The organism is Intestinimonas massiliensis (ex Afouda et al. 2020), from assembly GCF_900626285.1.
Taxonomy (GTDB): Bacteria; Bacillota; Clostridia; order Oscillospirales; family Oscillospiraceae; genus Flavonifractor; species Flavonifractor massiliensis_A.
Window position 1 is genome coordinate 1,188,337 of the sequence record NZ_LR131147.1, and the last position, 12,782, is coordinate 1,201,118.

The following is a 12,782-nucleotide window of genomic DNA, read 5'->3' on the forward strand; positions in this document are numbered from 1 at the left end:
TCCTCCCTTACAGGTTGTTGAAGAGGACCTCAAAGTCCTCCATAGCGTCCACCAGCCGGCCGCCGCAGCGGATGAACACCCAGCTGCCGGTCTGGTACTCCAGGATCTGCTGCTCCGTCATGGCGCTGGTGTCCACGCTCTGACTGTTGAGCCACTGAAGCTGCCGGTCGTAGTCCACCTCCGCAAAGCTCTCCCCGGGGGAGAGCACGCCCGCGCTCTCCAGATAAGAGAAATACTCACTGATGGCGGTCACCAGCAGCTGCTTGTTGTCGTAAGTGTTTGGATAGCGGCCCAGGTACTGGCTCTCGATGGTGGTGCGCAGATAATAGGAGATGAGATCCATCCCCTCCACGATCTTGATCTTGCTCCAGTCCTCCTTCCCCTCCGGGGGGATGGTGGTCAGGGAGTTGACCGCCCGGGCGATCTTGGCCTGGAGGCCGTCATGGACCAGGATCAGCTTTCCGGCCTGGATGGCCTCCGTCTGCTCCGCCGTGGTGCGGGCGGTGACGGCGGTGAGCTCGGGCAGCGCCGCGTTGCTGGCGCTCATGCCCATGGGAATGCCGGCCAGGATGCCGGCGATGCGGCCACAGTACTCCGCAGAGGTCACCGCTCCGTCCTTGTCCGTCATGCCGCTCTCGTCCAGCTCGATGATGCCCATGTTGTCACTGCCGGCGGTTTTCCACGGCTTTACCAACTTCACGGTGCGGTACAACTCCCGCTGGGCCTTGACCCACTCCACCAGCTTGGCCAGCTCCTGGTCGGTCACGTCGGGCGGGCCGGCCAGATAGTCGATGGAGTATGCCTCAATGGACTTGAGCCCGCCCTCCAGGGCGGTGGTATCATCGGTGCCGGTGGCGATGACCACCAGATACACCAGGCTGGGGCTTCCCCGGTCGCTGCCCTGGAAGCACAGCTTTACATAGGTCTTGTTGGCCTCCCCCAGCTCGGAGGGGATCAGCGCGTCGCTGCTCAGGGCGTGGACGCCCTGAGCCTTTTCATCCCGCACAAACAGGGCCACATAGCCCTTTTTGGCCCTGTTGGCCACCGTGGCCGCCGCCTTTTCAAAGGCGATCTTCAGGGTGGGCAGGGTATTGGTCGTTGCCAATCAAATCACCTCAAACTTTCATATCTTTGCCGTTGACCTGGAACTGCTCCATCAGCGGCGCGTTCTCTTCCGGGTCTTCCGCTCCCGGAGGCACCTCAAACCAGGAGGCGGAGAAGGTCACAAAGGCGGAGCCTACCTCCATGCCATCCCCCTTCGCCGTCAGGGACACCCAGCCTCCCTCCACCTGGAGCGATGGGGCGCCGAAGGCCAGCAGCACCGCCTCCTGATCCGCCCGCAGCGCCTCCGTGGAGCTGATGTCATACTCGTCTGTGGCGCAGAACAGCTCCACGGATGCCTCCATAGTCCATTCCACCAGGAACAGGTTGGCGGGCACATGGCTGGACTGGGTCACGTACAGATAGCTGCTGGGCCGCTTGTGGTCCACCGGGCAGAAGTCCCGGTAGATCATCCGCTCCGGCCACAGCTTGGCCACCACACTGGCGATGGCATCACAGACTGCCGTGCTTGTGATCATGTTCCGCCCTCCAGTCTCCGGGCAACCTGGGCAGCCAGGGCCTGCACCTCGGATTGCCCCATCTGCTCCATCCGCCCCCGCACGGCGGCGTAGAAGTGCCGCCCGGGCACCGCCGGGGTGTTGATTCTGGGCCGGTAATGATAGCCGTCCCTGGGCTGCTGGCTGGGTGTGCGGTGCCTGTGGCCGTTTTCAATGGCGTTTGTCACATAGCCCACGGCATACCGTTTGCCGTGGGCTGTCACTTTGTAGGTGTCGGCCTTAGGCCGCACCGCCACATAACCGTTTTTCGAGCCGAGGTACCGCTCCTGCCAGCTCTGGACAGTTCCGGTGCCCCGGATCTCACCCCGGACACCGGAGAGCAGCTTCTTTCCCAGATCCTCCAGCAGATCCCGTTTCATAGTGGGGAACTCCTGCAGCAGTTCGTCCCAGCTGTCCAGGACCCGGTCCAGATCGCTCATCTCAATGCTTTGCATACCATCACCTCTTACACATCCCGGCTGAAGTCCATCTCATACTCGTGCTTGTACGGATCCAGCACGTGGCGCGCCTGCACGTTGTACACCGCTTTGGCAGGCCCCTCTGTAACAGTGACCAGAGCGCCTTCAGACAGCTCTATCACCTTAGGGGTCACCAGTACCAGGCCTCTCCGGGCCTTGGCATAGGTGTCCTCCTGCTCATAGCGGACGTATTTTTCCGTCAGGATGCCGGGGAATGTAACCGGCGGCTGTTCCGCCTTTTCCGGTCGGTTTCCGGTCCCCACCCGGGTGGTGTAGCTCTGGGCGGTGCAGACCACCGGCTCCACCAGCGCCGCCCCCACGTCCAGGTGATTGCGGTCCCGGTGGGTGATGGAGGTGAGGAACAGGTGCTGTCCCCGCCAGCGCAGGGCGTTGTGGAGGGTGAGCTTCTGCCGCCGGATCACGATGGCGGCGTCCCTGGCCCCCACGCCCACTTTGCTGAACAGGTTGGTCTTGGCGGTCTGCTCCACCTGAGCCCATGCCCGGCGGAGCGTGACCCACTCCCATATGCCGGTGGCTGTCTCCCGCAGCTCCAGCACCTCCAGAGGCTGGTCCAGCCTGCCCGCTCCGATGTAGGCCATGGGTCAGGCCTCCTCTCTCGGCTCTGTCAGCTTGAGTTGAGTGATGAGCCGCCGGAAGGCTGGGTTGTCCTGGATGGCACCCGTCACCTCGGCATCTCTCAAATCAAAATCCCTGAGCACCATGAAGTTGACCGCCAGGTCATACTGGGCCCGCCGGGTGGAACCTTCCGGGGGCTGGGCGATCCCAGCCCCCTCCAGGTAGCCAACGGCGGCGTCATACAGGGTCTCCAGGGTGAGCAGCTCATCCGGGGTCGGCTCCTCAATGCGGCAGTAGGCCAGCAGCCCGGCCCGCCGCTCCTCCGTCAGGGCCATATCACACCACCAGAGTCCAGCCGTTTGCAGCAGGCAAGTACATGGTGTTGGCAGCAACTACTACGCCGCAGACTACGGCTGCTGCCGCATCGTGCTGGAACTTCACCGCCATGTAGCGGCCGCTGAGGGCGCTGGGGCGATAGCTCACCACCGCCGTCTGAGGAGCGGTACCCACCGTATCGGTAAAGGTAGCCGTCTCCACCTCCTCCGCCTCGCCGCCGCTGCTGTCGTCGGAGGCCAGCATTGTCACCGTCAGGCTCTTATTGGCCCCCAGAGGAGCGACGGAGACCAGAAACACGATCTCCTCTACCCCGGAAACGTCGATGTAGTCGGAAGTCTTCTCTGTGGAGGCCGCCACGCTCTGAGGAGCAAAGGCGGTATGGAATACCAGTTCTTCGTTGATCCGATTCATCTCAAACCCTCCTTACTTGCGGTCCGCCAGCGCCACAAAGGGGCTGCGGGGCTTGGTGCTGTTCTTGATGGTCAGGGGCTTGCTCACCTTGGGGGCGCCGTTGCAACGGTACACAACCCGGAAGCAGTTCTGATCGGTGAGGAATTCCACATGGATGGACCAGTCCTGCTTGACGGTACCCTTGGTCAGGAGGATGTACATAAAGGGATCCACCAGCATAATGTCACCAGCAGTACCCAGGGGGGAGCAGCTGTCTTCGAAGAGCACCGGCTTGTTGAGCACCCGCTGGGTATCGAAGTTGCCCAGGCCTCCCTCGGGGTTCCACAGGAACTTGGCCGCCTCGCCGCTCTGGATGGCCAGGCTGGGCAGCTGTTCCTCCACATCGGGGTGCATCAGCCACACCAGCCGGTCCCGGTTCCGGGGCATGGCCCGCGCCTGCATCTTGATGGCGTTGGCTCCCAGGAAAGTGCCGGCCGTCTGGCTCTGCTCCTTGGCCACAGTGATCAGGGCCTTGGAATGGGTCAGACCCAGGGGCTTGCCTACGCCGTCGCCGCAGATGACACTCTCGGTGAGCAGCCGGTCCCCGGCCAGGGTGAAGGAAGAACTGGCAAAGCTGGTCATAAAGGCCGCATCCTCCAGCATTTCATCGGTACAGTAGAGGAAGCCCATCATCTTCTCCAGATCCATCTTCATCTCCCGGAACTGGGGCTTGCTGGCAGCCACCGCGGCCCCTTCACTGGCCCAGTACATCTGGACCCCGCCGAACACCGACTTGGACACGTCGGTCTCGTCAGCGCTTACCCACCGCATGGCGTTGGCAGAGCTTGAGCAGGTGTAGCGGTCCAGCCGGTTGAGCAGGGGGCTCTGCTGAACGGCGCTCTCCATGATCATGCCGGCAAAGTCGGTCTGAAGGGCAAAGCCGCCATCGGCACCGCTGCCCTCATTGGAGCCCAGGACAGCGTTATTCACCTGCTGGAGCCGCTTGTCCTCCACGTGATTCTTCCGGAATTTGTAGATGGCCATCAGCTGTTCACCCACAGAGGCAAAGGGCTTGTCCTCATTCTTTCCCGCGATCTTGGCAGTGGGATTGTGCAGCGCGCCATCATAAACCGGCTCCGCCGCCTCCCGGCTGGCCTTTGCCAGTTTCTCCAGGCCGGCGATCTGGGTGTTGATAGCCTCCATCTGGTCCGAAATAGCGCTGGCCTCCGTGATCTTGCCATCGGTCACCAGGCCCTCGGCCTCCGTGAGCAGCTGGGCCTTTTTAGCCCGGAGCTCGGTGATCTTCTCCATGAAATCCATACTGTTCTCCTTTCAAATCTCAAAATTCAGCAAGCGCCCTGAGCCGTGCCAGAGTGCGTCTGCCCTGTTCCTTCCGGGCCTCTTCCGCCCGCAGGCCCGCAACATGGGTCTGATACTGTTCCCGCATGGCCGCCGTCAGCCGGATGCGTCCGGATGCCGCCGCCACAAAAGCTGCCGGGTCCTCCGCCTCCATGGGGAGCCCCACAATTTCGTCAATGAGACCGTACTCCAGGGCCTGGGAGGGTGTGATCCAAATATCCTTGTCCATAAGGGTAACCAGCTCTTCCCGGGTCTTGGCGCTGCTCCGGGCGGTGTAGACCTCCAGGATGCAGTCTCTGGCGTTGCGGAGGGCCTCCGCCGCCCGGCGCATATCCCGGAAATCTCCTTCCGCCCCTCCGCTGGGATTGTGGTAGCATAGCAGGGCCCCAGGCTCACTCTGGATGGTGCGGCAACCGGTGGCCGCCAGGGTGGCGGCACTGGCCCCGTAGCCCTGGAACAAAGCCGTGGTATTGCCCTGGTAGCGCCGGAGCATGGACCGGATCTCCAGCCCCACCGACATGTCCCCACCGGGGGAATTGATCAGCAGCGTCACATCCTCCCCATCGGCTGCATCCAGGGCGGCGGCAATGTCCATGGGGGCGGTAATGTCCCTCCATCCCCACCAGCGCAGCACATCGGCGGAGTCGTTATCCCACAGCTCCCCCCGCAGCGCGATATCAGCCATTTCCATCCTCTCCTCTCAATACGGACTCCAGGGAGCCCAAATTTTTCGTGACCAGGAACGCTTTCCCAAGCCCGCCGGGGATTGGGTTCAGCTCCTCCTTGGCCCGCGCGTCGTCCGGGCACATGACCGAGTGCTCGATGAGCTTCACATAGAAGTCCGCCCGGGTGGTGGGATCCGCCCGGAGCAGTGCCTCCACATTTCCGTGGATGTACGCCCCAGTCTGGCGCAGTAGGGAGCCTATGAGCTTATAGCTGTCCTCGCTCTCCCACTGGACCACATAGGGCAGCAGGGTGTCAGTGACGTAGTTGAGCCGCTGCTGAGCGTTGCTGTCGTAGCTCTCCTTGCCGGTCTGGAGCATGTGCTTGGGGATGCCGGAGAACCGGCTGATCTCCTCCACGGTGAAGCCCCGGCTCTCAATGAACTGTGCATCACTCTGACTGAGGCCCAGAGGTGTGTACTTCATGCTGTGATCCAGCACCGCCACAGCGAAGGCGTCGTCAGAGGCGAAGGTGCGGAACTCCTGTTTCACCCGCTGTCTTGTCTCCGGATTGGCGTCGGTATCCACCTCCACGATACCGGAGAGACGGGCGCCGTTCTGGTAGAACTTTTTGTTGTATCGCTGGGCCATGGCGTCCACGGAAATGGCCTCTCGGGCCAGATCCAGCATGCCCCGCCCCCGAATACCGTCGTAGGTCTCGAAGTACAGGAAGGACAGTTCCGAATTGGCAAAGGTCTTATGAAGTCCTTCCAGGCTGTAGTCATACCAGTAGGTCCCGGTGTTGGCGTCCTTGCGGATGGTGCAGCAGTCAGTGGGCAGCGGGATCCGGGCGATCACATGCCCGGCGCCGTCCTTCCGGTTCCACACCGCGCCGAACCCCCACCAAAATGCGTTGGACATGACGATCTTCCGCAACATGAATGGGGACATATAATCATTGGCCCGCACTTTAAGAACCCTGTTGAGGGATTGGTCATCTATCGCAACACGCGCGTCTCCGTCCTTCCGGTACAGGCCAAAGGGAATTAGGCCGAAGGAGTTCGTCAGGATCCGGTGGGCCGCCGACACCGGCGAAAGATGCTCGGCATTTGCCCGGCTGGCCTCTATGGCCTCCTCCCCGGAAAAGACCCGCTGAAACCAGTGGCTGAGCTGCTCCCATGGCAGAGGCGTCTCATCTACGGAGGCCCGAGGCCTCATCGCCTGATTCAGGATCATTTCCGGCCACCCCCTCTGGACCTGGCCACCACCACGGCGTAGGCGGTCAGGCAGACACCTGCTGTCGCCAGAGCTGCCGGCCGGCCGCCCAGGTCAAGGGCAGCCCGGACGAAGCACCCCCCGCCAGCCAGCAGGAGCAGATCGTCCAGATAGAGGCCCAGCGCCCTGACCGCCCGCCTTAATTTTTCTTTCAAATCAAATCCCCCAATCTTCCGAAAGTACATGCTCATTGATATCTGGCCCCTGGGGCAGCTTCACCATTGCCGTGGCCATGGCGATGATCCAGGCCACCGTCATGTCGATGCGGCCGATGCTGCGGTTTTTCATGGGCTTCAGGTTCTCGTTGCCGTCCACATGGCAGCGCACGTTGCCGAAGCACCACCGGGCGGCCGTATTGTGCTCATGGAGCAGTTCATGGGAGCGCAGCAGCCGCTCCACCTCCTTCATAGCGGGAGACAGCTCTTTGATGGTCTGGGGGATCTCCACCACGTTGACGCCCCGGTCCATGAGCCGCTGGGTGAGCGTGCGGCTGAGATAGGGGTCCACCCCAAGGGTGTCCAGGTCAAACACGCCGGCGCACCAGGCCACCGTCTCCTCGATCATGGAGAAGTCCACCATGTCCCCGGGGCACAGGGTGAGAAACTCCGCCCTGGCCCAGTCCCGATACGGCACATGGTCCCGCTGCTCGGCCTCCACCACCCCGTCCTCCGGCCGCCAGGCCCAGAACAAGGTCACCCAGTTGTCCAACCCCTCCTGGGGCGGGAACAGCAGTGTCAGCGCCGTCAGGTCGGTGGTGGTGGACAGATCCAGCCCGCCGAAGCACTTCTTTCCCACCAGGCAGTCCCGGACGGCCTGCCGCCGCGCTGTCACCTTCAGGCCTTGCCACTCCTCCCGGTTCCACTGGGTCTTGTCATACAGGCCCAATGGGAGCCATCCCACGGCATGGGTGGCGATCCACTGGTTGAGCCGCAGCCACCGGAAGAGCCGCTCAGCGCTCTCGCTCTGTCGTGCGGCTCTGGCCTCTCTGCGGAAATCCCGCAGCTTCAGGTTATGGCCCAGGCCCGGGTTACAGGCGTACCACACCGCCTCGTCGTAGATGTCCAGATCGGCGATCTTGTCCGGATCATCCCCGGTGAGAACGGAGATGCCGTACATGATGGGGCACCATGCCGGATCGTCGGTATCCAGCTCCCGCTCAGGCTCTCCCCGCCGCCAAGCTAGGAGCCTCCGGCACTTCTCATGGATCTCCCAGCCGATGCTCTTCCGGTCCGGGTCGTCACCGGCGGTGGTGAGGACGATCACCGCCTGCTGCCGCCGGGCGGCGTCTGAGCCTGCGGTGAGCACGTCCCACAGCCGCCGGTTGGGCTGGGTGTGGAGCTCGTCAAAGATGATGGCACTGAAGGAGTATCCGTGCTTGCTCACGGCGTCGGCGGAATATACCTTCAGTATGCCGCCGTACTTGGTGTGGATCTCCCGCTTGGAGTCCACCGCCCAGGCGATAGGGTCGTGCTCGGGCTCGCCCAGGCAGGTGTGCTCCACCATGTACTTGGCCGCCTCGTAGACCTGGGCGGCGTTCTCCTTGTCGGAGGAGAAGATGCCCACCTTGGGCCGCTTCTCCCCGTCCCACAGCAGATGATAGAGCCCCAGCCCGGCGGAGAACTCCGTCTTTCCGTTCTTCTTGGGCAACTCGTCGTAGAGGAACCGCCGGTACCGGCTCCATCCGCCGTCCTCGTCCTGCTCCTGGATGCCGTAAAAACTGTGAATGGCGTCCAATTCCCAGTCCAGCAGCTGGAAAGGCTCTCCCGCCCACTCGTTTGAGCCAAAGCACAGCAGGGAAAAGAAGTCCAGCACATCCTGCACCGCCTGCTCACTGTATCGCAGCACGGCTCCATCATCCGGGGCACACACCTGCACCGGCCCCAGCTGGAGCAACTCAGGCACGGTGCATCCGCTCCTCCATCATCCGCTCAAAGGGGTTTTTCTCCTTGGGCTTGGCCCCCTCCGGCAGCACCAAACGGCACCGGCTTGTGATGGTCATACCCATATCGTTGGCGCAGGCCCTGGCCTGCTTGAAGCAGGTATCCTGGATCTTGGTCCACTTCTCCGCCAGGGCGGCGTTATTGGCCGTCAAGGCCTCCCCCGCCATCTCGCAGGCATGGGCATACTGGGCCTGAGCCACCACATAACGCCCCAGGGTATCCCGATCCAACTGGGCCGCCCCCATATCGGCGGCCAGCAGCTCCTTGGCCAGAGCCCGGAACTCCTTCCGGTACTCCTGAGGCAGCCACTTAGGTACCCGCATGGTCTTGGGCTTGGGCAGATTCACTTCCTGGTCCGCCCGCTGGACCTTTTCGCTTTTGCTCAGGTGCTTCCGGCCGTTTCCCTCCAGCACGGCCAGGCGTTGTCTCGGTCCGGGCATACACTCCCCCCTTTCTCCCGTTTATGTGACTGATCCGCCCCACTCCGCCACCCGGGTTCTGGCTGTCTCAAAATAACCCCGATCCAGTTCAAAACCTACAAAGCGCCGGCCGGAATTCAGACAGGCCATGGCTGTGGAACCGCTTCCCATACAGTTGTCCAGCACGAGATCTCCCGGGTCGGTGTAAGTCCGCACCAGATACTCCAGCAGCGCCACCGGCTTCTGGGTGGGATGAAAGCGACGTTCCTTCCGGTTGGGAAAGCGGAGTACGGAGCGCGGATAGTTGGTAAAACGCTGCACACTTTCCTTGCCCATGGGGCGATAGACACCGCCCTTGCGTTCTCCACGCCGCACCACCGGGCGTTCCAGCGGGACCAACCCTTGGGGGTGATATTTGGGCAAACGATGGTAAAAGACCAGCATCAACTCGTGGGAGCGCATAGGCATCCGGTTTGCATTGGCATAGCCCACGGGGGAGTTCTTTTCCCATACCAGGTCATACCGGAAGAACTTCCGAGCGCTGTTGATGAGATCGGTAGCAAAAGGCTGAGCTGCAAAGAGCACCAGTGCCCCCCGTGGCTTTAGCACCCGCTGGTAATGTTCCCACAGGGGCTGAAACGGTATCACCGTATCCCACGCGCAGTTGGTGGTTCCGTAGGGCAGGTCACACAGGACCAGATCCACACTTCCGGTGTCCACACGGCTCATGCCAACCAAACAGTCACAGTTGTGCAGTCGAATTTGACGGTTGCGATCGATGTTGATTCCTCCTCTCGATGCCCAGCCAAACGGCCCTATTTCTCCGTGGGGAGAAAATCCCACACGGAGGGGGGCGCACGGTCTTACGCTCTCGGTCTCAAAACTTTTTCTGGGTGGGGGAGGGTTTGGCAAGCCAAGGGCTTGCCGCGGGCGCAGGCGGGCATGACGGGCCCGCGGGTGTGCGCCCAAGCCTCCCTCCGATTACGGCTTCATAGGCTTGCATTTTCCCGCCGTTTTTTCGTTTGTTCCAGCGCTGTTTTTCGGTCGTGGCAGTGCTTGCACAGGCTCTGGAGATTGTCCCGGTCGATAAACTTGGTCCAGTCTCCCTGGTGTGGATCCACGTGATCCACCACAGTGGCCCGGGTGCGGATACCACGCTTGGCGCACTCCCGGCACCAGGGCTCCCGTAAGAGTTGGGTGGGCCGCAGTTCATCAGTCCAGACAGGCAGGTTGTACCAAGCGTGGTACTCCGCCGAGGCCCGGCGGTCCGCTCGCTTGGTTTTGTGCTTGGGACAGTATCCCTCCCGAGTGAGTTCCGGGCATCCTGGATGCCGGCACGGTCGGAGCGGCTTCATGGCCACGGGCTATCACCTCCGGGCAAAACAAAAAGCCAGAACCCGACCACATCCCACGCTGGGATCATGTCGGGCTCTGGCTCTCAAAGCACTGGCCTCTGTCGATGTCTACCGTCACGGTGCGCTTGCAGTTGCGGCAGTAGACAATTAAGTTTTGCGCCGCCGTATCCATCTCCACCCGGAGCAGACGCTTGCGGCAGCCAGGGCAGATCAACCATCCGTCCTTTACGATAAGTTTACCACATTCGCGAGTTGGTTTCAACTTTTTCACTCACTTTCTATGGGCTTTTTTACTTGTCGCACCCTGTTTCCAGACCGAATAAAGACGCGAAGGCTATTCTCTTCTCCGTCTGGACGGTGGCCTGGTTCCTTTCCTCTCCTTTCCTTTCTTCGGCTTAATATATTTAATAGTGATGAATTCCCCATACTGGTTGCGGACGGGCGGCGGCGCGCTGAGGATGATCGCGCCCGGCGGCGCTGCCAGAGTCAGGGTATCCTTTACCAGCTCACTCTCCACCGTCGGCTTTCTCAGGCCCAGCGATGAGACCCAGCACTTTTTCCCTGGTTCCGGCCGTCCCACCTCCCGGGCCTCTTTGGTCAGATACTTGGCCAGAGCCTCGTACCCCTGCCAGTCATCCAGTTGCTCCATTTTGACATTTCCATACGGCCAAAGGGATTTTAGCACCTCAAGGTCTGCCCCGGTGCCATTGATGACAAGATGGTGATGCAACCGGCCGCCCTCGGCACTGAGTTGCTCAGTAACGTACACATAGCGCAGCTCCTGGCCCCTGGCTTTCCGGTGGGCCCGCAGCCAGGACAAAAACTTGCGGATCAGCTTGATAGCCTCCGTCTTGGAGAGCGGCAGATGGGTGTCGTCGTAAGTAAGCTCGATCACCAGATCCCGGCGGCTGAAATTGGCGGCCAGCAGCAGCTCCAGCTTCTGCCAGGCCCGGCGGTTGTTCAGCGCCATCTGAGCAGCGCTGGAGATCTCCCGCAGTGCGGCCCGCTCTTCCGACGTGCTGCGCGGCGTGGGTGTGGAGTAGAGCACCGCCATCACCAGCCGCCCGGCGGTGACAATTTTCAATCGCTTCGCCATCAATCCACCTTTTGGAACCGGTCCATATAGTGTCCGGTCCATTCTCTTTCCGGCTGCCGTAGGGAAAGCATCTTCTCCCGCACCAGCTTATCCATAACCCGTCCTATGGTGGGCTGGCCGTCCATCTGGGCCAATCGCTCCAGGTTTTTTGCGGTCTGGGCGGTTACCAGCATGGTGACCCGCCTCAAATTTTTACTTTTCACCCTGTTCCCCTCCCTTATCCTCAACGAAAAATCTCCGACGAAATGTTGCACAATGATGATAACGCTCATCCCAGTACCAGCCTCCGGGATGTCTGCAAGCTCCCATAGTATCGTTGTGCCAAAAACAGTTATCACAGGTACGCATACATTCCTCGATACGGACGACATCTCCCATTCTATCCACCAATATCCTTTGGTACAGGCCCGCCCAACTTATCCAGTCCCTTGCCCACCTGACGCCACACCTCAATGGGATACACTTCATCTCCGCTATAGATATTTCTGAGGATGGTATCGGTGATTCCTTTGCCGCAGGCCTTGGCCAGAGGGGCAAAGCATCCAAGCCCATTTGCCTTCCGGTGGGCCTGGAGCCGGGTCAGGATCTCTCTCTTCTCCCTTGCCTCCGGGCTTGGCCCGGGCGGTGGCTCCGGCTCCCGCAGTTCCGGCGTCCATGCCCTGGGCAGCGGCAGCTCCACCACCTCGTAGGGCAGGCCGTCCTCCAGGAGGAGCAGCCCGTCCAAGATACCGGATATGATCTCATCCCGGAGCTGGTCCTTATCCGCCCTGGGCATGACCGGTACCCGCACCACCATCACAGGCACCATGGAGCTCTCTTCCATTTCCAAATTCATCATCAGCACCCTTTCCCTTTTCATAACTGTGCCAAGTGGGCATGCTATCATCGGAGGTGTTTTGTATGGAACCCACGTATAGCGACAGATACGCCAACTTGGTCAATGATCCCGTCATGGAGGCCTACTTCTCCCAGCTGCCTGGCTATATCCAGGCTCAGATCCGTGCCCGCAAGCAGCAGCCCGCGACCCTGGAGGAACTCCAGCGTGTGGCGGATGAGGTGAAGAAACTGTTTTAAACACAAGTATTGAGGTGATACTATGGCCAAACAAGGCATGGCCCGTCCCGATCGGACCCATACCCAGCCCCGCAATGACCAGGCCCCCGTTCCCCAGATCCAAGGCAACGCCAGGCACGGGAAGGAAAAAGCGAACCCCATCATCGCCGGTACTTCCGGCCCTCACATGAAGGTCTACCACACTGACACCAAGGATTGACGTCGGGCAGGCGCCGCCCCATCG

20 protein-coding genes are annotated in these 12,782 nt (G+C 61.3%); 2 read left to right on the forward strand and 18 right to left on the reverse strand.

Features of this window, described 5'->3' with window-relative positions; genetic code table 11:
- Nucleotides 1–7: 7 nt before the first annotated feature.
- The 18 genes from E0E41_RS06165 to E0E41_RS06250 all read right to left on the reverse strand — a co-directional run bounded on the left by E0E41_RS06165 (nt 8) and on the right by E0E41_RS06250 (nt 12,323).
- A complete protein-coding gene (locus E0E41_RS06165) occupies nt 8–1,105 on the reverse strand; it encodes a phage tail sheath C-terminal domain-containing protein (RefSeq protein ID WP_130869186.1) in 1,098 nt (365 codons plus the stop codon).
- A gap of 10 nt (nt 1,106–1,115) precedes the next feature.
- Nucleotides 1,116–1,580 (reverse strand): hypothetical protein, encoded by a 465-nt coding sequence (locus E0E41_RS06170; RefSeq protein WP_130869187.1) that lies wholly within the window; start codon nt 1,578–1,580, stop codon nt 1,116–1,118.
- On the reverse strand, nt 1,577–2,053 hold the full coding sequence (locus tag E0E41_RS06175; RefSeq protein WP_130869188.1) for a hypothetical protein: 477 nt from the start codon (nt 2,051–2,053) through the stop codon (nt 1,577–1,579). Before E0E41_RS06175 ends, E0E41_RS06170 begins: the two co-directional genes overlap by 4 nt.
- 11 nt (nt 2,054–2,064) lie before the next feature.
- Nucleotides 2,065–2,676 (reverse strand): hypothetical protein, encoded by a 612-nt coding sequence (locus E0E41_RS06180; protein WP_130869189.1) that lies wholly within the window; start codon nt 2,674–2,676, stop codon nt 2,065–2,067.
- Nucleotides 2,677–2,679: 3 nt separating this feature from the next.
- Nucleotides 2,680–2,988, reverse strand: coding sequence for a head-tail connector protein (locus tag E0E41_RS06185; RefSeq protein WP_130869190.1), 309 nt, complete (start codon nt 2,986–2,988; stop codon nt 2,680–2,682).
- Between the two features lies 1 nt (nt 2,989).
- The gene (locus E0E41_RS06190) at nt 2,990–3,400 is read right to left on the reverse strand and encodes a hypothetical protein (RefSeq protein ID WP_130869191.1); all 411 of its coding nucleotides are present in this window, start codon (nt 3,398–3,400) and stop codon (nt 2,990–2,992) included.
- A gap of 12 nt (nt 3,401–3,412) precedes the next feature.
- Nucleotides 3,413–4,699, reverse strand: a complete 1,287-nt coding sequence (locus E0E41_RS06195) for a phage major capsid protein (RefSeq protein WP_130869192.1) — start codon at nt 4,697–4,699, stop codon at nt 3,413–3,415.
- Nucleotides 4,700–4,718: 19 nt separating this feature from the next.
- Nucleotides 4,719–5,423 (reverse strand): Clp protease ClpP, encoded by a 705-nt coding sequence (locus tag E0E41_RS06200; protein ID WP_130869193.1) that lies wholly within the window; start codon nt 5,421–5,423, stop codon nt 4,719–4,721.
- Entirely contained in the window at nt 5,416–6,636 is a 1,221-nt protein-coding gene (locus tag E0E41_RS06205) for a phage portal protein (RefSeq protein WP_130869194.1), read from the reverse strand. The genes E0E41_RS06200 and E0E41_RS06205 overlap by 8 nt, the downstream gene beginning before the upstream one ends.
- Entirely contained in the window at nt 6,633–6,830 is a 198-nt protein-coding gene (locus tag E0E41_RS06210) for a hypothetical protein (protein ID WP_130869195.1), read from the reverse strand. Before E0E41_RS06210 ends, E0E41_RS06205 begins: the two co-directional genes overlap by 4 nt.
- A 1-nt stretch (nt 6,831) precedes the next feature.
- Nucleotides 6,832–8,577, reverse strand: coding sequence for a terminase large subunit (locus E0E41_RS06215; RefSeq protein WP_130869196.1), 1,746 nt, complete (start codon nt 8,575–8,577; stop codon nt 6,832–6,834).
- Entirely contained in the window at nt 8,570–9,055 is a 486-nt protein-coding gene (locus E0E41_RS06220) for a phage terminase small subunit P27 family (RefSeq protein WP_130869197.1), read from the reverse strand. The genes E0E41_RS06215 and E0E41_RS06220 overlap by 8 nt, the downstream gene beginning before the upstream one ends.
- Before the next feature lie 21 nt (nt 9,056–9,076).
- Entirely contained in the window at nt 9,077–9,763 is a 687-nt protein-coding gene (locus E0E41_RS06225) for a DNA-methyltransferase (protein WP_130869198.1), read from the reverse strand.
- 260 nt (nt 9,764–10,023) lie between these two features.
- Nucleotides 10,024–10,389 carry an HNH endonuclease signature motif containing protein gene (locus E0E41_RS06230; protein WP_368019940.1) on the reverse strand — a complete coding sequence of 122 codons (366 nt, stop codon included), beginning with the start codon at nt 10,387–10,389 and terminating at the stop codon, nt 10,024–10,026.
- 64 nt (nt 10,390–10,453) lie between these two features.
- Complete coding sequence (locus tag E0E41_RS06235) at nt 10,454–10,603, reverse strand: hypothetical protein (RefSeq protein ID WP_242623709.1); 150 nt, start codon at nt 10,601–10,603, stop codon at nt 10,454–10,456.
- A gap of 120 nt (nt 10,604–10,723) precedes the next feature.
- Nucleotides 10,724–11,485, reverse strand: a complete 762-nt coding sequence (locus tag E0E41_RS06240; protein ID WP_130869201.1) for a rolling circle replication-associated protein — start codon at nt 11,483–11,485, stop codon at nt 10,724–10,726.
- Nucleotides 11,485–11,688 carry a hypothetical protein gene (locus E0E41_RS06245; RefSeq protein ID WP_130869202.1) on the reverse strand — a complete coding sequence of 68 codons (204 nt, stop codon included), beginning with the start codon at nt 11,686–11,688 and terminating at the stop codon, nt 11,485–11,487. Before E0E41_RS06245 ends, E0E41_RS06240 begins: the two co-directional genes overlap by 1 nt.
- 176 nt (nt 11,689–11,864) lie before the next feature.
- Entirely contained in the window at nt 11,865–12,323 is a 459-nt protein-coding gene (locus tag E0E41_RS06250) for a hypothetical protein (RefSeq protein ID WP_130869203.1), read from the reverse strand.
- A gap of 62 nt (nt 12,324–12,385) precedes the next feature.
- Between E0E41_RS06250 and E0E41_RS18480 the strand changes: the two genes are divergently transcribed.
- Both E0E41_RS18480 and E0E41_RS18485 read left to right on the forward strand, forming a co-directional pair.
- Nucleotides 12,386–12,559 (forward strand): hypothetical protein, encoded by a 174-nt coding sequence (locus E0E41_RS18480; RefSeq protein WP_165450510.1) that lies wholly within the window; start codon nt 12,386–12,388, stop codon nt 12,557–12,559.
- Between the two features lie 22 nt (nt 12,560–12,581).
- Complete coding sequence (locus tag E0E41_RS18485; RefSeq protein ID WP_165450511.1) at nt 12,582–12,758, forward strand: hypothetical protein; 177 nt, start codon at nt 12,582–12,584, stop codon at nt 12,756–12,758.
- Nucleotides 12,759–12,782 lie beyond the last annotated feature (24 nt).

What these genes read in the sequence shown, in the direction of transcription:
- E0E41_RS18480 (WP_165450510.1), top strand. Translation starts at nt 12,386, where the DNA reads ATGGAACCCACGTATAGCGACAGATACGCCAACTTGGTCAATGATCCC.
- E0E41_RS06225 (WP_130869198.1), bottom strand. Translation starts at nt 9,763, where the DNA reads ATGAGCCGTGTGGACACCGGAAGTGTGGATCTGGTCCTGTGTGACCTG.
- E0E41_RS06195 (WP_130869192.1), bottom strand. Translation starts at nt 4,699, where the DNA reads ATGGATTTCATGGAGAAGATCACCGAGCTCCGGGCTAAAAAGGCCCAG.
- E0E41_RS06220 (WP_130869197.1), bottom strand. Translation starts at nt 9,055, where the DNA reads ATGCCCGGACCGAGACAACGCCTGGCCGTGCTGGAGGGAAACGGCCGG.
- E0E41_RS06200 (WP_130869193.1), bottom strand. Translation starts at nt 5,423, where the DNA reads ATGGCTGATATCGCGCTGCGGGGGGAGCTGTGGGATAACGACTCCGCC.
- E0E41_RS06175 (WP_130869188.1), bottom strand. Translation starts at nt 2,053, where the DNA reads ATGCAAAGCATTGAGATGAGCGATCTGGACCGGGTCCTGGACAGCTGG.
- E0E41_RS06190 (WP_130869191.1), bottom strand. Translation starts at nt 3,400, where the DNA reads ATGAATCGGATCAACGAAGAACTGGTATTCCATACCGCCTTTGCTCCT.
- E0E41_RS06205 (WP_130869194.1), bottom strand. Translation starts at nt 6,636, where the DNA reads ATGATCCTGAATCAGGCGATGAGGCCTCGGGCCTCCGTAGATGAGACG.
- E0E41_RS06250 (WP_130869203.1), bottom strand. Translation starts at nt 12,323, where the DNA reads ATGATGAATTTGGAAATGGAAGAGAGCTCCATGGTGCCTGTGATGGTG.
- E0E41_RS06180 (WP_130869189.1), bottom strand. Translation starts at nt 2,676, where the DNA reads ATGGCCTACATCGGAGCGGGCAGGCTGGACCAGCCTCTGGAGGTGCTG.
- E0E41_RS06230 (WP_368019940.1), bottom strand. Translation starts at nt 10,389, where the DNA reads ATGAAGCCGCTCCGACCGTGCCGGCATCCAGGATGCCCGGAACTCACT.
- E0E41_RS06170 (WP_130869187.1), bottom strand. Translation starts at nt 1,580, where the DNA reads ATGATCACAAGCACGGCAGTCTGTGATGCCATCGCCAGTGTGGTGGCC.
- E0E41_RS06185 (WP_130869190.1), bottom strand. Translation starts at nt 2,988, where the DNA reads ATGGCCCTGACGGAGGAGCGGCGGGCCGGGCTGCTGGCCTACTGCCGC.
- E0E41_RS06240 (WP_130869201.1), bottom strand. Translation starts at nt 11,485, where the DNA reads ATGGCGAAGCGATTGAAAATTGTCACCGCCGGGCGGCTGGTGATGGCG.
- E0E41_RS18485 (WP_165450511.1), top strand. Translation starts at nt 12,582, where the DNA reads ATGGCCAAACAAGGCATGGCCCGTCCCGATCGGACCCATACCCAGCCC.